The 19,512-nt window shown below is 49.8% G+C and carries 21 protein-coding genes; 11 read left to right on the top strand and 10 right to left on the bottom strand.

Annotation, left to right across the window (positions count from 1 at the left end; all coding sequences use genetic code 11):
- Positions 1-3 precede the first annotated feature (3 nt).
- From ACMGDE_RS10705 to ACMGDE_RS10665, 9 genes are all read right to left on the bottom strand, one after another.
- Positions 4-2,301, bottom strand: coding sequence for a PAS domain S-box protein (locus ACMGDE_RS10705; RefSeq protein WP_436832781.1), 2,298 nt, complete (start codon positions 2,299-2,301; stop codon positions 4-6).
- A gap of 153 nt (positions 2,302-2,454) precedes the next feature.
- Entirely contained in the window at positions 2,455-3,882 is a 1,428-nt protein-coding gene (locus ACMGDE_RS10700; protein ID WP_436832780.1) for a Glu/Leu/Phe/Val family dehydrogenase, read from the bottom strand.
- A 44-nt stretch (positions 3,883-3,926) separates the two neighbouring features.
- A complete protein-coding gene (locus ACMGDE_RS10695) occupies positions 3,927-4,142 on the bottom strand; it encodes a CcmD family protein (protein WP_436832779.1) in 216 nt (71 codons plus the stop codon).
- A gap of 77 nt (positions 4,143-4,219) precedes the next feature.
- Complete coding sequence (gene ccsA / locus ACMGDE_RS10690) at positions 4,220-4,888, bottom strand: cytochrome c biogenesis protein CcsA (RefSeq protein WP_436832778.1); 669 nt, start codon at positions 4,886-4,888, stop codon at positions 4,220-4,222.
- A gap of 43 nt (positions 4,889-4,931) precedes the next feature.
- The gene (locus tag ACMGDE_RS10685) at positions 4,932-5,591 is read right to left on the bottom strand and encodes a heme exporter protein CcmB (RefSeq protein ID WP_436832777.1); all 660 of its coding nucleotides are present in this window, start codon (positions 5,589-5,591) and stop codon (positions 4,932-4,934) included.
- 24 nt (positions 5,592-5,615) lie between these two features.
- Positions 5,616-5,960, bottom strand: coding sequence for a hypothetical protein (locus ACMGDE_RS10680; RefSeq protein ID WP_436832776.1), 345 nt, complete (start codon positions 5,958-5,960; stop codon positions 5,616-5,618).
- Positions 5,961-6,051: 91 nt separating this feature from the next.
- Complete coding sequence (locus ACMGDE_RS10675) at positions 6,052-7,878, bottom strand: ABC transporter ATP-binding protein (RefSeq protein WP_436832775.1); 1,827 nt, start codon at positions 7,876-7,878, stop codon at positions 6,052-6,054.
- A gap of 54 nt (positions 7,879-7,932) precedes the next feature.
- Positions 7,933-8,517, bottom strand: coding sequence for a hypothetical protein (locus ACMGDE_RS10670; RefSeq protein WP_436832774.1), 585 nt, complete (start codon positions 8,515-8,517; stop codon positions 7,933-7,935).
- Positions 8,518-8,570: 53 nt separating this feature from the next.
- Positions 8,571-9,350, bottom strand: coding sequence for an SAM hydrolase/SAM-dependent halogenase family protein (locus ACMGDE_RS10665; RefSeq protein WP_436832773.1), 780 nt, complete (start codon positions 9,348-9,350; stop codon positions 8,571-8,573).
- Positions 9,351-9,535: 185 nt separating this feature from the next.
- Between ACMGDE_RS10665 and ACMGDE_RS10660 the strand changes: the two genes are divergently transcribed.
- From ACMGDE_RS10660 to ACMGDE_RS10610, 11 genes are read left to right on the top strand one after another with little or no spacing between them, the layout of a single operon-like run.
- Complete coding sequence (locus ACMGDE_RS10660) at positions 9,536-10,504, top strand: PhoH family protein (protein WP_436832772.1); 969 nt, start codon at positions 9,536-9,538, stop codon at positions 10,502-10,504.
- Positions 10,505-10,508: 4 nt separating this feature from the next.
- Positions 10,509-11,456: a phosphoribosylaminoimidazolesuccinocarboxamide synthase gene (locus ACMGDE_RS10655; protein WP_436832771.1), complete on the top strand. Its 948-nt coding sequence runs from the start codon at positions 10,509-10,511 to the stop codon at positions 11,454-11,456.
- Between the two features lie 26 nt (positions 11,457-11,482).
- Entirely contained in the window at positions 11,483-11,866 is a 384-nt protein-coding gene (locus ACMGDE_RS10650; RefSeq protein ID WP_436832770.1) for an STAS domain-containing protein, read from the top strand.
- Positions 11,863-12,774 carry a ribonuclease Z gene (locus tag ACMGDE_RS10645; protein ID WP_436832769.1) on the top strand — a complete coding sequence of 304 codons (912 nt, stop codon included), beginning with the start codon at positions 11,863-11,865 and terminating at the stop codon, positions 12,772-12,774. Before ACMGDE_RS10650 ends, ACMGDE_RS10645 begins: the two co-directional genes overlap by 4 nt.
- A 12-nt stretch (positions 12,775-12,786) precedes the next feature.
- Complete coding sequence (gene hisC / locus ACMGDE_RS10640; RefSeq protein WP_436832768.1) at positions 12,787-13,851, top strand: histidinol-phosphate transaminase; 1,065 nt, start codon at positions 12,787-12,789, stop codon at positions 13,849-13,851.
- Positions 13,852-13,874: 23 nt separating this feature from the next.
- On the top strand, positions 13,875-15,014 hold the full coding sequence (gene hisB / locus ACMGDE_RS10635; protein ID WP_436832767.1) for a bifunctional histidinol-phosphatase/imidazoleglycerol-phosphate dehydratase HisB: 1,140 nt from the start codon (positions 13,875-13,877) through the stop codon (positions 15,012-15,014).
- Positions 15,011-15,604, top strand: coding sequence for an imidazole glycerol phosphate synthase subunit HisH (gene hisH / locus ACMGDE_RS10630; RefSeq protein WP_436832766.1), 594 nt, complete (start codon positions 15,011-15,013; stop codon positions 15,602-15,604). Before hisB ends, hisH begins: the two co-directional genes overlap by 4 nt.
- Before the next feature lie 22 nt (positions 15,605-15,626).
- The gene (locus ACMGDE_RS10625; protein WP_436832765.1) at positions 15,627-16,376 is read left to right on the top strand and encodes a 1-(5-phosphoribosyl)-5-[(5-phosphoribosylamino)methylideneamino]imidazole-4-carboxamide isomerase; all 750 of its coding nucleotides are present in this window, start codon (positions 15,627-15,629) and stop codon (positions 16,374-16,376) included.
- A 6-nt stretch (positions 16,377-16,382) separates the two neighbouring features.
- The gene (gene hisF / locus ACMGDE_RS10620) at positions 16,383-17,135 is read left to right on the top strand and encodes an imidazole glycerol phosphate synthase subunit HisF (protein ID WP_436832764.1); all 753 of its coding nucleotides are present in this window, start codon (positions 16,383-16,385) and stop codon (positions 17,133-17,135) included.
- Between the two features lie 18 nt (positions 17,136-17,153).
- Positions 17,154-17,738, top strand: coding sequence for a bifunctional phosphoribosyl-AMP cyclohydrolase/phosphoribosyl-ATP diphosphatase HisIE (gene hisIE, locus ACMGDE_RS10615; protein ID WP_436832763.1), 585 nt, complete (start codon positions 17,154-17,156; stop codon positions 17,736-17,738).
- The gene (locus ACMGDE_RS10610; protein ID WP_436832762.1) at positions 17,735-18,652 is read left to right on the top strand and encodes a WD40 repeat domain-containing protein; all 918 of its coding nucleotides are present in this window, start codon (positions 17,735-17,737) and stop codon (positions 18,650-18,652) included. The genes hisIE and ACMGDE_RS10610 overlap by 4 nt, the downstream gene beginning before the upstream one ends.
- Before the next feature lie 188 nt (positions 18,653-18,840).
- On the opposite strand, the gene ACMGDE_RS10605 is transcribed toward ACMGDE_RS10610, so the two are convergent.
- Positions 18,841-19,308, bottom strand: coding sequence for a GAF domain-containing protein (locus ACMGDE_RS10605; RefSeq protein WP_436832761.1), 468 nt, complete (start codon positions 19,306-19,308; stop codon positions 18,841-18,843).
- Positions 19,309-19,512: the final 204 nt, after the last annotated feature.

Raw genomic sequence — 19,512 nt, 5'->3', positions numbered from 1 at the left:
TTATTATAACGGGTTAATTTGCTCCGCTTTGTCGGTGATGTTCCTTAAAATATCATCCAGCTCAATGGCCGAGTTATTAATCGCGGCTAGCAGTTCACTATCCTTAATGCCCGATTCAGGAAAATTTTGAATGAGGTCGATCAACCCCATAATGCGGGCCAGCGGTGCTCTTACCAAGTGCGATTGCATCCACGCGATTTCTTGCAGTTTCTGGTTCTGTGTTTCGATGGCTTGGATATATTGCAGCTTTTCGGTGATGTCATGGATTAAAATGACCTCTGCCCGCCGTCCATGAAAGGTGATGATATTACTTTGGACCTCCACGTCAATACGTTTCCCATTTTTTTTGCGGTGTATATAAATGCCTCTGGTAAACAGTTCGTCGTGTTGCCGCGACAAGGTCACTGCCGCTTCAAGTTTGGGGGCCTCTTCCGACGGCCGGATATCCTTGATGGTCATAGACAGAAACTCTTCGCGCGTGTATCCGTAATGGGAGATCGCGGCGGAATTTACATCCAAGAAACGGTACGTTTCCACGTCATATACCCACATGGGTTGCGGACTCAGGTGGAACAGGTCGCTGTATCTCTTTTCGGACTTTTCTACCTCTTTGAGCTGCTCCGCCAGTTGTCCGTGCAGTGTTTTAAGTTTCAGTTCAGACAATTTCATGTCTGTGATGTCCAAGGAAGCCCCTATCAATTTTACCGGAGCGCCATCATCGCCGGTAACAAGCCTTACCCATGATCTTAAATAGCGGACTTCCCCGGTGGGGCGTACGATCCGTTCTTCAAATACGGTGTCTTTGCCGGTTTGGCGCACTTGGTTCAGGAGATCCGTGACCAGTGCTTGGTCATCTTGATGTACCTGCGACAAATAGCGTTCAAAAGTAGGGTTGGAATCTGTTTTCTTCAACCCATAAATCGCATACAACTCGTCCGACCATGAGCCTTTGCTGGTTTCGAAGTTCCATTGCCAATAGCCAAAATGGGCCAATTCCTGCGCCTGCGACATCATGGCGGTGGTTTCCTGGGCCAGATCAGCGTTTTGACGGTTTTCCAGCATCATCTGCAAGAGTGCGCTCATACGGTCTACAAACGCCAACTCGTTCTTATCGGGCGCCTTTACTTGTTTGTAATACATGCCAAGGACGGCAATGACATTGGCATTCCCATCGAAAATGGGATAGGACCAACACGCTTTAAGGTCGTGGGCTAGGGGTAAGTGTTTATAATCCGCCCATCTGGGGTCATTGGCGATGTCGCTGACGATGACGGGTGCTTTGAGGTAAGCGGCCGTACCACAGGAACCGTTATTGAGGCCGATCGGCTTGTTGTGGATGGCTTTTAAGTAAGACTCCGGCAGTGAGGGGGCTACCCAGCTGCGCAACCGATCATGTTGTACTCCATGGATGGAACAGTATAGACCCGGAAAGAGCCTTTCTATGCCGCCAAGGTATTCGGACAAAATGAATTTTATTGGGGTGTCGCGTTTCGCGTTCAGCTCAAGTATTCTTTTCTCCAGCTTGTCCAATTCCGCTAAAAACTTGGTTTCGGTGACATCTTTTGAAATGCCATAGACGCGCACACAACGGCCGTTTATCACGTCGGCCTTGCCAACAATGGAAAACCACCGGTGATTGCCCTTGGCGGTCGTGATCGGGAGTGTCATCCGGAAGACGGTATCTTTTTTCATCACTTCGCTAAACGCGTTGATGGAGTCTTGGCGTGCTTGGTCATTGCTGTAAAAAGACAAGCTTGACTCAACGTCGGGCTGATAGTCGGGACCCACCTCATAGATCGCTTTCAACCCTTCGGACCAAGTGACGGTCTCGTTGACTAAATTCACATCCCAGCTGCCCAAACGGGCGACTTGCTGTGTTTCTTCGAGGAGCTTCTCGTGGGTGACGGCTTCGGTCACGTCGGTGATCGAACGAATGATCAGCGTGATTTCACCCTGCTCGTCCATCACCGGTGTGTTGACTACTTCGAGGTACCTGACGTTGATGTTTTCAGGCATTTCCACATGGGAAGTGACAAATTTTTGCAGCTTTATGTTGTCGGGATGCTTTTTGCGGAGCACCTCGTCAAAAATGTTACTCCATTCGATGTCACTCTGGTAGGGATTGGTTGGATAAACGTCAAAATAGCCTTTACCGATGAGTTCTTCCCGCCGCGCATCCGTCAGCCTCAAATAGGCATCGTTGGCGTTTACGATGGTAAAGATGGGTGCATCGGGGAGCAAAACCAGACAGGGGACGGGCAATGCCTGAAATACACCACTATAATACTTTTCGTCAACCATCAGGAGTACCCATTTTTATTGCAGAAATAAAATTAACGCCTTTTTTAATAATTTCCTAACATTTCGATCATGAAGCCGCGAAACGCAGGATAAAGGCAAACCCATGACTGACGCCCGTGGAAAGCAGTCGGCCATGGGTTTTAAGGAAAATGGCTATGGCCAGATGCCTAAATTTTGATAAGAAACGGCAATTTTATTGATAGAGCCCACAAAAGCAGCTGTCCGGAGGGTGTCAATTGCCTTATTGGAATTTCTGATTTCGCGGATTTCATGATAGGCGCGAATCATGGTGTCTTCCAGCCCCGAGTTGACCAGCTCCAGTTCATCGGCACCTTTCACGATGGTCATGCGCTGGGCCGGTGTCAGCGACTTGCCGGTGATGGTCTCTACGGTGTTAACCAAATTGAGGTTAGCCATTTCCTCATAGCGCTTATCCATGCGGCCGAAGGCGACATGCGATAGGTTTTTCAACCATTCGAAGTAGGAGACCGTCACCCCTCCGGCGTTGCAGTACATATCCGGTATAATGATGCCTCTTTTTACGAATAATGCCTCTGCGCCGGGAGTGGTGGGACCGTTTGCCCCTTCAGCGATGATTTTGGCCTGTATGCGGGTTATGTTTTCTTCAGTCAGCTGGTTTTCTAACGCGGCAGGGACTAAGATGTCACATGCTTGCTCCAGCCCCTGGGCGGGTGTTTTGAATTCCTGGGTCGCTTTTTTATACCCCAAAATCGATCCGGTATTTTTGCGGTGTTCGAGGATCGCATCTGGGTCCAACCCGTCCGGATGATACAGTGCGCCATCATATTCGCATATGCCGACGATAACAGCCCCAAACTCCATCAATACCTTTGCCGTATTGTATCCTACATTTCCCAATCCCTGTACAATCACCCGTTTACCCGCAATGCCGGGTGTAAGGCCGATCGCCTTCATGTCTTCGGCCACATCCACGCATTCGCGGATGGCAATCGCTACGCCCCGTCCGGTTGCGGCCTTGCGGCCGTTGATGCCATGCAGCGATAGGGGTTTGCCGGTGACGCATCCAAAGGCATCCAGTTGGCCGGGATTCATGGTGGTATACGTGTCGGCTATCCAGCTCATTTCCCGCTCGCCCGTGCCGTAGTCCGGCGCCGGGACGTCAATTGCCGGACCGATAAAATTCTTTTTGATCAACTCCACCGTGTACCGGCGGGTGATGGTTTCCAGTTCGCTTACGGAATAGTTTTTGGGATTGATGCATATTCCGCCTTTGGCCCCGCCAAACGGCACATTTACAATGGCACATTTGTAGGTCATCAAGGCCGCCAGCGCCATCACCTCATCTTCATTGACCATCTCGCTGTATCGGATACCACCTTTCGTCGGCGACATGTGCTGCGAATGCTCCACCCGCCACGCATTGATGACCTCGATCTGATCGCCCCTCCTGAATGGGAAGCTGAATCGGTATACGCTGTTGCATACCTTGATTTGGTTTAACAGCCCAAGCGGGTGCTTCGTGAACTGAGCGGCATGATCAAAGAATTGCGATACATCATCAAAAAAATGGGGTTCTTGCGCTGTTGCTGATTTAGCCATGACTTCGTGTTATTAATGGGACAATCGGTAATTTTTAAAACATGTTACTTTTGATGTTTTTCCAGTCGCCTCAATTTCTTGTCGATCGTAAACAAATAAAAAGCCAATCCTAAAAACAGGATGACTAAAACAAGTACGACGACATAGATTTTGCCTGAACTGCGTAACCCCGTGGCCATCTCAACCTCGGTGTTAGACTGCGCAAAACTACATATTAACCCATTGATAACTAACAGCAAAGAAAGAATTATCTTTTTCATAGCGTTTCACAATAAACGTTGTTAATTTTTTTTATTTAATCGTTTTATGATTGTCATAATGCCAATCAATATTCCGTTTAATCGGCTGTGTGGTGATGGAGATATTCCAGTTTACGGATCCGGTAGCGCAGGGTCATGAGCCAAATGCCGATCAGGATCCAACCGATCGAGCCGGGATACAAGACTGCCTTCATGGATCCATCAAGGTCAAACTGTCCAAATCCCGAATTGCCCCCGCTGCCCGGATGGAGCGAATCAGTGGTCTTCGGAAGGATGTACATCAGTACGATCATAATCGGAAAGGCAAAGATGTTGTAGGCAGCGGATATCTTTGCCCGTTTTTGTTCTTCTTCTAAGGCGTTGCGTAAGACCAGGTAAGCGAGATACATCAGGGTAGCGATGGCCGAGCCGTTTAGCTTGGCGTCGTTGGGCCAGGGATCGCCCCAGGTAAAATTGGCCCACAGTATACCGCTGAGTAAACCGAATATGCAGAATACGACACCTACGTTGACGCTTTCAACCGCCACCAGGTCATGCTGCGGATTATTCGACGTTAAGTACTTGATGCTATAGATGACAGAAACCAAATATAGCGTAAACATCGTAAACCACATAGGTACGTGATAGTAGACGTTGCGGATGGTTTCGTGTACAATGTATAGCGCGGGCACCGAGCCGAGGAGTCCCATGACGATGCTATAGATAAGCAACAGTACTCCGAGTATCTTCCACCAATAATAGTTCATATGAGAAGCCGAAAGTGAGAATGCGTAAAAATCTAAAATCAATCTAGTCTCGCCAAAGGTAAGGAAATAACAGTAAAGAAATGGCAATGCTGATGACATTGATCGCCGCGAGTACGGCCAATTCATCGTAACTGACGCTGCGTTCCAGCCCATCCATTGCGTTTTTTGAAACCTTGATGAGCACCAGTAGGAGGGGAATGATGATGGGAAAACTGAGTACCGCCATCAGTGTACTGTTATTGCCGGCCTTTGCGCTGATGCCGGAGACCATCGTAAACACCGATGCAAATCCGATGCTGCCGAGGATAACAGCCATTAGATAGAGCGCCGGATCGCCAAGCGGGTTTTGGAAAATGATGGAATAGAACAGGTAAGCTATCGCCGACAGCAACAGCATGACGAACATGTTGTAGATGATTTTGGATAGAATGATGGCTTTTGCACTGGCAATCGTGTAATAATACAATTGCCTGCCGCGGCTTTCTTGGACGAAACTCTTGTTAATGGCGTTCACCGAAGCGAACAACATGATGATCCAAAACAAGGCATTCCAGGTAATGGGATCCACCGATTTAAACGCCTGGTAGCACACAAAGACCGTCGACACGACATAGAGCAATATCCCATTGATGGCGTATTTCGACCGCCATTCCAATATCATATCCTTGCGGATGAGGGATTTTACCTCATGAAATAAATTCATTCCCGCAAAGATACGATTCGCGGCTTATATTTCTCGTTCTATCCGTTGCTTTGCTGTTTTCAACGCACCGTCTGTCTTGTTCAGACCTTCTTTAGCAAGTTGGTCCGCCTTGCGCATAGCCGCTTGGCCTTTGCTTTTGGCTTGGGCTCGCAAATCGTTGATTTCCCTGCTAGCGCGATCAGCCAGTGCAGAGGCCTTATGTACGCCTTTTTCGGTGTTCTTCCGGATGGTTTTCGAAAGCTCGCGTATACCGGCACTCGCGCGGTCCAACTGTTGGCGGCCACCTTTTGTTCCCAGCAACAACCAAACGATCGTGCCGGCTGCAAGTCCTGTCAAAGCGTAGGTAACGATACTGTTTTTCGTGTTCATCGTATTGTTCTTTTAGTGTTTATCCTCTATTTTTTACGGTATTTACTAATAAGAACAACAGATGACGACAAATGTTTGGCAGGTCGACGTGTTATTTATCCGTCAATTGCAGCGTATATAAGTGATGGTATAGTCCTTCACCCCGGTCGATAAGTTCTGCATGTGTACCCGAAGCAGCGACCGTTCCGCATTCAATGACAATGATCTGGTCGGCCTCGCGGATGGTAGAAAGGCGATGCGCAATGATAATGGACGTACGGTTTTTCATCAGTTCCTCCAAGGCCTGCTGCACCTGTCTTTCCGATTCGGAATCCAGGGAAGAGGTGGCCTCGTCGAGGATGAGTATGGCGGGGTCTTTGAGCAGGGCGCGCGCAATGGCCACCCGTTGGCGTTGCCCCCCGGAGAGCTTCACGCCGCGTTCGCCGACCAGTGTATCATATCCTTCCGGAAAATCCATGATAAAATCATGTGCGTTGGCGCGCTTCGCCGCCGCGACAATTTCCTCCGCCCCGGCATCCAGCCTGCCGTAAGCAATATTTTCGCGGATCGTGCCGCCGAAGAGCAATACATCCTGCGGTACGATGGCCACCTGATTGCGGATATCGGTGAGCGGATAATGGCTTGCCTCACGGCCGTCAAACAGGACACGCCCGGCATCCGGCCGGTAAAATTGCAGGACCAACGAAGCAATGGTCGATTTTCCGGTGCCGCTCGGTCCGACGATGGCGATCCGCTCACCCGACCGTGCTTCAAAGGATACATCGTTCAATACCGTTATTTCCGGCCTTGAAGGGTAGGAGAAGGTAACGTTTTCAAAGGCGATGCGACCTGTTATGCGGTTTTGGATGATTTTTTCTTCCTGGAGCAGACCCGCATCTTCCTCTTGTTCATCCAGGATTTCGATGACCCGTTCGCTGGCGCCGATGGCCTTTTGTATGTTGGCGTACAACTCCGGAAAACTGCCCATCGAGCCTGCCACAAACATGGAGTACAGGATATACGTGGTCAGGTCGCCCACCGATATCTGGCCGGTGGCGACCAGCGATGAACCGTACCAGATGACGGCAACGACTGCCCCAAAAAGGCAGAAAATAATGAACGACGCAAAAATACCGCGGTAAGCAGCTCCCCTGACCGCGATCTTGACCACCGCCTGCAAGGTCTTGGCATACCGGGCTGCTTCGTATGCTTCATTGACAAATGCCTTGACATTGCTGATGCCTTGCAGGGTTTCCTGGACAACGGTGTTTGATTCGGCCAGCTTGTCCTGTGCCTGGCGCGACAACTTGCGGATAAACCGGCCAAAGACCACCGCAACGACGACCAAAATGGGGAGTATACTCAGGTTGAGCAAGGTCAGCTTGCCGGAGACGAGGAACAACAGGCATACACCCCCTGTAAGGAGCACGACCTGCCTAATGATCTCCGCAAGTGTCGTTGTCATCGTATCCTGTATCTGCGCCAGGTCGGCCGATAAGCGGCTGTTGAGTTCGCCGACCCGACGGTTGGCGAAAAAGTCGAGCGGCAGCGTGATCAGCTTGAAATAAGAATCACGCCGGATATCGGCCAGCGACCGTTCCGCTACCTCTACAAAAAGACGGATACGGAAAAAAGAAGCAAGTGATTGGGCAAAAAGGATCACGAAAGAGACCACGCCGATCATGCGGATGTTGGCCGGGATCCACGGGTAGCCTTGTTTGCCTTGAGCGGCATCGATCATGGCGCCCAACAGGGCGGGGAAGGTAAGCAAGGTAACGCTCGACAAGAACAGAAAAACCATGCCGACCATAAATTTTGTCCGGTAAGGGCGCAGGTAGGCCAGCAACCGGGCAGCCTTTTTTAGCGTTGTCTTGGTGAGTTTGGGTTTGGGCAGATCCTCTGATGGCGTATCCCCACTGTTTAACCGTTGTCTTGCCATTTCCTATAATTAAAAACTATAGGGCAAAAGTATAGACAATGATGCATCCGCATATCACGCTTTCGTAAATTTTTGACGGTTTACGAATAAAAAAATGGAGACACCCGCAAGCAGTAATCCCAGTAAAATGGTTAATCCCGTGTAGATTTGATTGGTCTTTTCAAGCGCATCCACCTCATTGGTCAATCGTTCTCGTTCGCGCTGGAGTTTGCTGATCGTCTTGATGTATCCGTTGATGCGCCCGTCAAACTCGGAGGCTTGCTGGGCGATCTGTGTTTTTTCGAAATCTTTGAAGTCGAGCAGCGTTTTGGTCTCCCGAAAGATCGTATTGTCGGTGAGGACGATCTGTTTCAGGATATCGATCGATGCCTGCATGTCTTTTTTGGTTTTCAAACCGAAAATTCCGGTGCGCCGTCGGAGGCTTTCGTCAAATTGACCAAACCGTGCACTCCGCTCGGTCAGCAGGTCATTTACCTTTTGGCGTTGCTGCTCATAGGTTACGGTATCCGCTGCGGGACTTACCGTATCCCCTGCGGACTGTTGGGTCGACGATCGCCCAATGAGCGTAAACAGGCATAGCAAGCAACTTATCAGCACGCTATTCACGATGCGAAATTTAAACAGCTTATACGGTGGCATGGAATTTTTGTTTCAAAAAACGGACCAAGATTACGGTTATATAAAGCAAGCAGTTATTTTCTAAATTCAACCCGAATGATATCCCCCTTATTGAGTCCCAGCAGCCCGCTGGCATTGCCCTTATTGATGGCAATTTCCAGGTAGTTGCTGATCCCAAACAGGCAGAGCTTTTCGCCCTCGGGCACTTCGTTGTAATGCCAGCTCATTTGGCCGATCGTCTCGTTGCGCCGGAAATACAGCATGAAGTCTCGGCCCCGCTGTACCTTGTTGAACAGCTCCTTGCTGATGTTGCTGATGACATTGCCAAATGAATCAATGAAAACGACGCTTCCGCGCAAACTGTCTCTTTCGACTACCGGCTGCACCAGTGTACGATCGACCACCACATCCACGGGATCGCCGATTTCCGTCAGTTTCCCTCCCTTGGCGAGGTGACAGGCAGCCTTGGCAAAAATATCCGTCAACGGGAAGTGCAGGTATTTCAAATCCTGAATGATATTTAGCTCCACAATCTCTGCGGGCGTACCATCCAAAATCAACGAAAAAAGTCCGTTATCTGCTCCGACGAAATAATGGCCGTTGTACTGCAACGCAAGGTAGCGGGTATCTTGGTTGAATACCGAGTCGATACCGATCAAATGGACGGTTTTGGGCGGGAAGTACGTGTAGGCATTTTTGAGCACGAATGCAGCATATTGAATATCGAACGGAGGGATTTCATGGGAGATATCCACCATTCTCACCGCGGGAAATTGGCTGATAATGCTGCCTTTGAGTGCTGCCTGGTAAAAATCTTTATGCCCTAAATCTGTTGTTAAGGTAATGATACCCATGCCCGCGTTTGCTTGAATCGATGCAAACTTAGATAAAACTTGCTATTATATCCAATTATTCAAAAATTGTGGGGTGGGTAGATTTTTTTGTTTCGCGAATGCAAATCGCAATTTATCGCTATATTTGAAGGCAGGATAAACGCGTGGAATTTGGGGAACGCGAGCCGACAGCTAAAAGAAGGAATTTGAACGAATTGAACATCACGTTGGAATATGTGAATCCCGCTGTATTGTGGGGGGCGCAAAATGAGCACTTCGAGGTGTTCAAAAAACAGTTTCCGAAATTAAAGATCGTAGCAAGAGGCAACGAGGTAAAGGTGTTGGGAGATGAGCAGGAGATGTCGCTTTTTAAAGTGCATTTCGACAAGATCATTGCACATATCGAACAATACAACCACCTGACACCAAACGATGTAGAAACCATCCTGGGAACGCCTAAGTCAACAGGGGCTCCCGCAAAGAAAGCAGAACACGCCGGGTCGACCAGTACCGCCGGAGGCGAACCCATCGTATTCGGACCCAATGGCATCGTCGTAAAGGCGCGGACCGCCAACCAGCGGCGAATGGTCGAAAGCATTCTTAAAAATGACATCCTGTTTGCCATTGGTCCCGCCGGCACAGGCAAAACCTATACCGCTGTGGCCTTGGCCGTCAGGGCGCTGCGCAACAAGGAAGTAAAACGGATCATCCTCACCCGGCCTGCCGTAGAAGCCGGAGAAAACCTGGGCTTCCTGCCGGGCGACCTCAAGGAGAAAGTAGACCCTTATTTGAGACCGCTCTATGATGCCCTGGATGACATGATACCTGCCGAAAAGCTGAAGGTGTTTTTGGAAAACCGGACGATAGAGGTGGCCCCCCTGGCCTTCATGCGCGGCCGGACACTCGACAATTGTTTTGTCATCCTGGATGAGGCGCAGAATGCCACGGATATGCAGACCAAAATGTTTCTCACGCGGATGGGTCCCACGGCCAAGTTTATCGTCACCGGCGATGTCACGCAGATCGACCTCCCCAAGAAACAACAGTCCGGCCTGCAGACCGCGCTGAAACTGCTTGACGGCATAGAAGGGATAGACATGATCTACCTCAGCGGTGAGGATGTCGTACGGCATAGACTCGTGAAACGGATATTGGAAGCGTACGGGGATATTTGATGCTATGAATACCATAAAAGAGACAAATTTTCATTTTGAAGGGCAGACCGCCTTTTATAGGGGCAAGGTGCGTGATGTATACACCATTGCCGATCAATATTTAGCGATGGTAGCGACCGATCGCATTTCGGCATTTGATGTCGTGCTTCCCCGGGCCATACCCTATAAAGGGCAAGTACTCAACCAGATTGCTGCGAAATTCCTCCGCGCAACGGAAGACATCGTGCCCAACTGGGTCATGGAAGTGCCCGATCCTTGCGTGACCATTGGCCGCCTATGCCAGCCGTTTAAAGTAGAAATGGTCATCCGTGGATACCTCTCCGGACATGCCTGGCGGGAGTATCAAGCCGGAAAACGCGAAGTCTGCGGGGAGGCGCTTCCAGCGGGGCTCAACGAAAACGACCGCCTGCCCGAACCCATCATTACACCTACCACCAAAGCGGCGGTAGGGCATGACGAAGACATCTCGCGCGCCGGCATCTTGCAACAGGGCCTGGTATCCGAAGCCGATTACGCGCAGCTGGAGGCGTATACCCGAGCGCTGTTCAAGCGCGGTACCGAACTGGCCGCGGAACGCGGGTTGATTTTGGTAGATACCAAATACGAGTTTGGCAGCTTGGATGGACAGATATACCTGATTGACGAAATCCATACGCCCGACTCATCGCGGTACTTCTATGCCGACAGCTATGAAGCCTTGCAACGAGAAGGGAAGCCGCAGCGGCAGCTATCCAAGGAGTTTGTACGCAAATGGTTGATTGAAAATGGTTTTCAGGGAAAAGAAGGACAAAACGTGCCTGAAATGACAGACGAAATCGTATCTTCGATTTCTGAAAGGTACATTGAGCTCTTCGAACACATTACGGGTGAGCGATTTGCCTATCCGAAAGATACCGATACCTTGGAGCGGGTGCAGCGCAATATCGCTGCAGCGATACAGGGTATCAGTTGATGTTTATTACCATTAGCATTGTTGTTATGAAATTCACCATCGATAAACACGAAAAATATGTCATCATCCAGCCCCATGTGGAGATACTTGATGGCGATTCGGCACCAAAAATTAAAGACGAATTCCTGTTGCGGAATTCCGGCGGGCAGCACAACATTGTCCTTGATCTGTCAGATGTGAGGGAAGCCGATTCTTCGGGTTTACGTACCGGGCTCCTGGCGCATCGCCTGTGCAAGTCGACCGGAGGGGTCTTCATTCTCGCCTGTGCGAATCAACAGATCAAAAACCTGATTTCAATGTGCAAGTTGGATGGGGTGTTGACCGTCGCGCCAAACACCGCCGAGGCTGAGGATTTAATTTTCTCAAAAGAGCTCGAAAAGGACTTGAGGGGTGCTGTAGAAGAGGGATGAAATTTGAAGTATTGATATTAGGAAGCAGCTCCGCCACACCTATTTATGGCCGTAACCCCACCGCGCAACTCATCAATGTCAATGAGCAATTGTACTTGGTGGATTGCGGCGAAGGTACCCAGGTGCAGTTGATTAAATATGGTGTCAGGAGCAACCGTATTAAGCATATCTTTATCAGTCACTTGCATGGCGACCATTACTTAGGGCTCATCGGCCTGGTTTCGTCCATGCACCTGATCGGCCGTAAAGACGAACTGCATGTATACGGTCCGCCGCCCCTGAAGGAAATCATTGAGCTGCATTTCAAACATTCGCAGACCGTACTGCGCTATCCGTTGCATATCCATGCCACCCAAGACCAAGCACCTGACGTAATCTTGGAGAATGAACATCTTCGGGTGAGCAGCTTTCCGCTGGACCACCGCATTGCGTGCACGGGATTCCGATTTGACGAAAAGCAGCGCCCGCCCGCCATTGACCGGGGAAAGGTTGAAGCGATTGGGGTTCCCAGCGCATACCTGCCCTTAGTGAAGCACGGACATGACTACACTGCACCCGATGGAACGGTACACCGTTGGCAGGAGTTGACCCTGGCCCCACCCGTGCCCCGTAGCTATGCCTATTGTTCCGATACGGTACAAACAGCAGGCTACCTACCCCATATCCAGCAGGTGGATTTGCTCTATCATGAAGCTACCTTCCTGCATGATATGTTGGAGCGGGCGCAGGAAACCTATCATACAACCGCATTGCAGGCGGGCTTGATAGCGACCGAAGTGCAGGCAAAAAAATTGCTGATCGGACATTATTCAGCACGTTACAAGGATTTGAAACCCTTGTTGGATGAAAGCAAAACGGTATTTGAGGCAACGCAGCTGGCGCTCGAAGGAAACTGGTATACGATATAATGAATATAATAAATGGCTAATTCATTTGATTTGACCAACCTATTAAGGGAGAATATCCGCAAATTGGTTCCTTATTCGTCGGCACGTGACGAGTTTAAAGGAGAAGCATCCGTCCTCTTGGATGCCAATGAAAACGCTTACGGCTCTCCGTTGGCCCATCACTACAACCGTTATCCCGATCCGCTGCAGCAGCAACTGAAATTGAAATTGAGCAGCATCAAGGGAGTGCCTGCACGCAACATCTTTCTGGGCAATGGCAGCGACGAAGCCATCGATCTCCTGTTCCGGGCTTTTTGCCGGCCGGGGATAGACAACGTGCTATTGACGCCACCTACCTATGGGATGTATGAAGTTTCGGCCAATATCAATGATGTGGCTGCTAAGAAAGTGAACCTGACAACGGATTTCCAGCTTGATTTGGAAGGCATCGCGGAAGCCATCGACGCCAACACGCGGATGATCTTCCTTTGCTCTCCGAATAACCCCACGGGCAACTCATTGCATCGGGAAGACGTCGAGACCGTTTTGGCCAACTTCAACGGGTTGGTCGTGATCGACGAGGCTTACATCAATTACTCCCGTCAGAAGACCTTTATTCAGGAACTGACAGAATACAGCAACCTCGTGGTGCTGCAAACGCTGTCGAAAGCGTGGGGACTGGCCGGATTGCGGTTGGGAATGGCTTTCGCAAGTGAGGAGATCATTGAGGTGCTAAATAAGATAAAGCCTCCCTATAACATCAATCAAGCAACCCAAGAACTGGCACTGCAAGCGCTGGAAAATGTAGAGCAGGTCAACACGTGGATCAAGGAGGCCGTCACCGAGCGCGACAAGCTGTCGAGCGCGTTGCAGGCGCTGCCTTTCGTGCTGCAGGTATATCCCTCGGATGCCAATTTCATGCTGGCTAAGACCACCGCCCCGCGAGAGATCTATGGGTATCTGGTGGATAAAGGGATCATCGTGCGCAACCGCTCCAGCGTGGAGCTGTGTGCCGGTTGCTTGCGCATAACAGTAGGGACGCCCGAGGAAAACAGGGTATTGATGACGGCCTTGGCGGACTTTCATTTGGAAAATTAGCCTATCTTTGAATTCGGAAAGCAATGCCTGACATAATTAAAAGATTACTATTCATAGACCGCGACGGCACCCTGATCGTCGAGCCGGAAGACGAGCAGATCGACTCTTTCGCCAAGTTGAAGTTTTATCCGGGGGCGCTGCAGTATTTGCCGCGCATTGCGAGAGAGCTTGATTTTGAATTGGTATTGGTAACCAACCAGGACGGATTGGGCACTGCTTCGCATCCCGAAGCGCATTTTTGGCCAGTGCATCAGTTTGTCATCGACACCTTCGCAGGCGAAGGCGTGGTATTCGCGGCGGAACATATCGACCGTACGTTTCCCCATGAAAACGCACCCACGCGCAAGCCCGGTACGGCGCTGCTGACCCCTTATTTCGATACGGATAAATATGATCTGGCCCATTCTTTTGTGATCGGGGACCGCATCAATGATGTGAAACTGGCCCAAAATCTCGGTGCCAAAGCCATTTGGTTGCGAAACAACGATGCGTTGGGGGCTGCCGAGGCCCATGAAATCGACGAAACGGTGGTTGCGTTGGAGACGGCGGATTGGAAAGCGATTTATGAGTTCTTGAAATTGGGTGTCCGGCAGGGCGAGCACCACCGCAAGACCAACGAAACGGATATCCACATTAAACTGAACCTGGATGGCAAAGGAAAATCTGATATCGATACCGGATTGCCTTTTTTCGACCACATGTTAGACCAGCTTGCGCGGCACGGCAATATCGACCTGACGGTGCATGCAAAAGGGGACCTGCATATTGATGAACACCACACCATCGAAGATACGGGCATCGCGCTGGGCGAAATTTTTGCCAAAACATTGGGAGATAAACGCGGTATCGAGCGTTATGCCTTTACCCTGCCCATGGATGATTGCCTGGCACAGGTAGCCATTGATTTTGGGGGACGAAACTGGATTGTTTGGGATGCCGCGTTCAAACGGGAAAAAATAGGCGATATGCCCACGGAAATGTTTTTCCATTTTTTTAAGTCATTCTCGGATGCGGCAAAATGCAACCTCAGCATCAAGGCGGAGGGTGAAAATGAACACCATAAGATAGAGGCGATTTTCAAGGCATTTGCCAAGTCCATCAAGAAAGCCGTGAGGCGTGATGCGGAGCACATGGAATTGCCAAGCACGAAGGGGGTGTTATGACAGGCATCATCAATTACGGGGCTGGGAATATCTTCTCCCTTACTGCGGCGTTGAATCGGCTTGCTATTCCCTATGGAATGGTCAACAAGGTGAACGAGTTGGAGGGTTACGATCGCCTGATTATTCCGGGCGTGGGGCATGCGGGTGCGGCAATGCGCAAACTGCAAGAATCGGGACTGGCAGATTCCATTGCCTCGATTACGAAACCTGTGCTGGGAATATGCGTAGGCATGCAGTTGCTGACAACGTATTCGGAGGAGGGAAATAGCCCCTTGCTGGACGTTGTGCCGCTCAATACGTTACATTTCAATAACAGAATAACGCTCAAGGTGCCGCATATGGGCTGGAATAAGGTTTTCCACGAAAATGACTGCCCGATATTCGACGGTATTAAAAAAGATACCTACTTTTACTTTGTACACTCTTATTATATTGAATATAATGCTACTTTTACGGCCGCTTTTGCCGAATATGGGTTGAAGTTTTCAGCTGCGCTACAGGACCGAAATTTTTATGGTGTTCAGTTTCACCCTGAAAAATCCGGAGAAGCGGGCGAAAGATTATTGTTGAATTTCTCAAACTTATATTAACAATCAACCCTTATAAATAGATATGTATATCATTCCGGCTATAGATGTATTGGATAAAAAAGTTGTCCGCCTACGTGAAGGCAACTATAACGATGCGACCGTCTATGAGGTAAGCCTCGAAGAGATGGTTGAAAAATACCAGTCCAACGGCACCGAATTTGTGCATATTGTGGATCTCAATGGAGCCAAAGGGGATTTTTCTAACCAGGCGTACCTCTTCGATATTGTTCGCAATACGGACATGAAGGTGCAGTATGGTGGCGGGGTGCGCAGCATTGAGAAGGTCAAAGAACTGGTGGATGCGGGCATCCATCGGGTAGTGGTGGGTACCCAGGCCATCACCAATCCGGGATTTTTGGATGAGCTCAGCAAACTCAACCAAGGCAGGCGTAAATATGCCGATCACGTGGTCATCGCGATCGATGTGCTCGATGAGGTCATTAAGTATTCCGGTTGGATGGAGAGTTCCCCGGTGAAGCTGCTGGACTATATCGACCGCTGCCTCTCCCTGGGTTTCTTCCGCTTCTTATGCACGGATATCAATAAAGACGGCAAGTTGGGCGGCGCTGGTGTCGATTTATATAAAAAATTGATCGATTATTCGCCGATCATCAAGCTTATTGCATCCGGCGGCATCAGTTCAATGGACGATATTAATGCGTTGGACGCCATCAAGGTAGAAGCATGTGTCGTGGGTAAAGCCATTTATGAAAACTTGATCACCATCGAGCAGATCAAGGAATGGAATCTTAAATCCCTGATTCGTTTTTAGGTCATCATGTTAGCCAAACGCATCATTCCCTGCTTGGATGTCAAAGATGGGCGTACCGTTAAGGGCGTCAATTTTGTGAATCTGCGCGATGCGGGCGATCCGGTGGAACTGGCATGGCAATATTCGCGGCAGGGCGCTGATGAACTGGTGTTCTTGGATATTACCGCTACCCATGAACGGCGTAAAACCACCGTAGAATTAGTGAAGGCCGTGGCCAGGCAGGTCAATATTCCGTTTACCATCGGCGGCGGTATCAACGAACTGGCGGACGCCGATGTGTTGCTGCATGCAGGCGCAGATAAGATTTCCATCAATTCAGCCGCCGTGAGGAATCCGGAATTGATCAATCAACTCGCGGAGGCTTTTGGAATCCAGTTCGTCGTCGTCGCCATAGATACCCGTTTTGTGGCGGGTAAAAATTACGTGCACCTCAACGGCGGTCGTCTGAAAACCGATATTGAAACCGAAGATTGGATCAGGGAGGCGGAGCGCCGCGGTGCGGGGGAGATTTTATTGACATCGATGGACCACGACGGTACCAAAAATGGATTCGATTGTGCGCTGCTGGCAACGATCAATGACACGCTGTCTATACCATTGATTGCATCCGGCGGGGCAGGAAACAAACAGCACTTCGTGGATGTTTTCAAACGGAGCAATGTGGATGCCGCCCTGGCCGCATCGGTATTTCATTATGGGGAGATCTTGATTCCGGAACTGAAAGATGACTTGCGGCAGCATGGTATTGAGGTAAGGTGATTTTTAACGGAGAAGAATATGTTGGATTTTGAAAAAAGCGGAGGTCTCGTCCCGGCCATCATCCAAGACGCGCTGACGTTGGAAGTGCTCATGCTGGGTTATATGAATGAGGAAGCTTGGCAAAAAACCCAAGCGGAGAAACGGGTGACCTTTTTTTCCAGGAGTAAAAACAGGCTGTGGACCAAGGGCGAGGAGAGTGGGCATTTCCTGGAAGTGGTCAGCATCCATATCGACTGTGACCAGGATACGGTTCTGATCAAGGCGACCCCTCAAGGCCCTACCTGCCATACGGGAAACAGAAGCTGTTTTAACACCGATTATAATCAGAATTTTATCTTCAAGCTGGTCGATATCATCAATAATCGGTATGCATTCCCCACGGCAGATTCGTATGTAAACAGGTTGCGTGAACGCGGATTGAATAAAGTTGCGCAAAAGGTCGGCGAGGAAGCGGTGGAGACCGTGATCGCGGCCTTGGCCGAACGCGAAGTAGATTTCGTCAACGAAGCATCCGACCTGCTGTTTCACCTGCTCGTATTGCTGCGGGAGAAGAACGTCTCCTTGGAAACCATTGCCGGGAATCTAGCGAGCAGGCATCAGTGAGCAAACTCGAAGTTCATAAAGCAGGTACACTGTCGGGGCACCAGAACCCGATATTTGCAGTCGAGAATGGCGCCAGTCCGCATATTGTATTCACCGGAGGCAATGACAAGGGGGTTGTCCAATGGAATTTAGAGAACATGGCATTCGAGCGCGTCTTGCATCCCGTCCAATCCTCCGTTTACGCACTTCATATGATCGCCCATACCCCGCTGCTGGCCATCGGCACCCGGGATGGCAAGGCTTCCATTGTGCATACCGATACCCAGGAGCTCGTAGCCCGGCTCGAATATCATCAACGCCCGGTATTTGATGTCAAATCCTTCAAGACAAAACCCGAACTGGTATTGTCTTCCGAGGACGGTATGGTTTCCATCTGGAATACCGATACCTTTCAGTTATTATATCATTTCAAGGTGGCCGAGCAGACCGTACGGACCATTGCCATCAGCAATGACGAAAAGTGGATCGTGTTCGGAACAAAAGATGGCAAAATCAACCTGTACAACGCATCAGACTATTCCCTTGTGGCCGAGTTGCCGGGGCATGCCATGCCGGTCACATCGCTTTGCTTTTCACCTGATGGGCGATACCTGCTCACGGGCGCGCGTGATGCCCAGTTGAATGTATTGGAGACGGCCGGGTTTTCGATGTTCAATACCTTCACGCCGCACCTCTTCACCGTATATGCGATCAAATATCATCCCACCTTGCCCATTTTCGCCACCGCCAGCCGGGATAAAAGCATCAAGATCTGGGCTGCTGATGATTTCAGGCTGCTGCGCATCATCAGCTTCGAAAAAGGCTTTGATAGCCATTTCCTTTCCATCAATGATCTGGTATGGAATGGTTATAAAAACCAACTCGTTTCCGTAAGCGACGATAAACGGGCGATGGTGTGGGATGTTTCCCCCTAACGTCAAGATTGGTGATACCTAACTTCCCACCTCACTTGAAAGTAGTAGCTATGTCATTGATAAGTTGAAGGGCTTTTCTAGGTGTTTGCCCCTACAAAGTCCCTACAACTTCCCTAGAATCTCCCTATAACTTTCCCGCTATAAGAGAAGTTGGGGATCAGTAAATGCGACCTAGGGGACAACGTGGATTAGAGCAATTTTACGATTTGGGCCAGGTATATTCTGTCCACCTCGTCAAAGTGATCGAGGTATTCACTATCCACATCCAATACGGCGATCACTTCTCCCTCCTTGACCACCGGGACGACAATCTCCGACTTCGACAGCGAGCTACAGGCGATATGTCCTGGAAAGGCATCCACATCGGGCACCACGAGTGTTTCACTCCGCTCCCACGCAGTACCGCACACCCCTTTGCCTTTGGCAATGCGTGTGCAGGCTAACGGACCCTGGAAAGGGCCGAGCACCAATTCGCCGGACTTGACGATGTAAAATCCTACCCAAAAGAAATCAAACTGGGCCTTGAGTACCGCCGATATGTTCGCCATGTTGGCCACCAGATCACGTTCTCCAGCAACCAGCGCTTCCAATTGCGGTAGCAGGGCCTGGTATTGCGCTTCTTTCGTGCCCTTAACGATATGTAGTTCTTCTGCCATGGATAGTCACCTAAATCCCTAGGGATTGACAAAGATACGCAGAAGCCGGGAATTCTGACAGTGATGAATTAAGCGTTGGGCTGCGACGCCTTTTCGCGGATATATAAAAAAAAATTAGTTATTTCGTCGCGCAACCTGCTGGTTTAGGCAGACACATTCCGGAAGTCGCGGCAGATTGAAATAAAACGATACAAGAACAAAAAA

It is taken from the genome of Parapedobacter brassicae (assembly GCF_051400755.1).
Classification (GTDB): domain Bacteria; phylum Bacteroidota; class Bacteroidia; order Sphingobacteriales; family Sphingobacteriaceae; genus Parapedobacter.
Note: the sequence above shows the minus strand (reverse complement) of the source record. Positions and strands in the feature narration are given on the sequence as shown.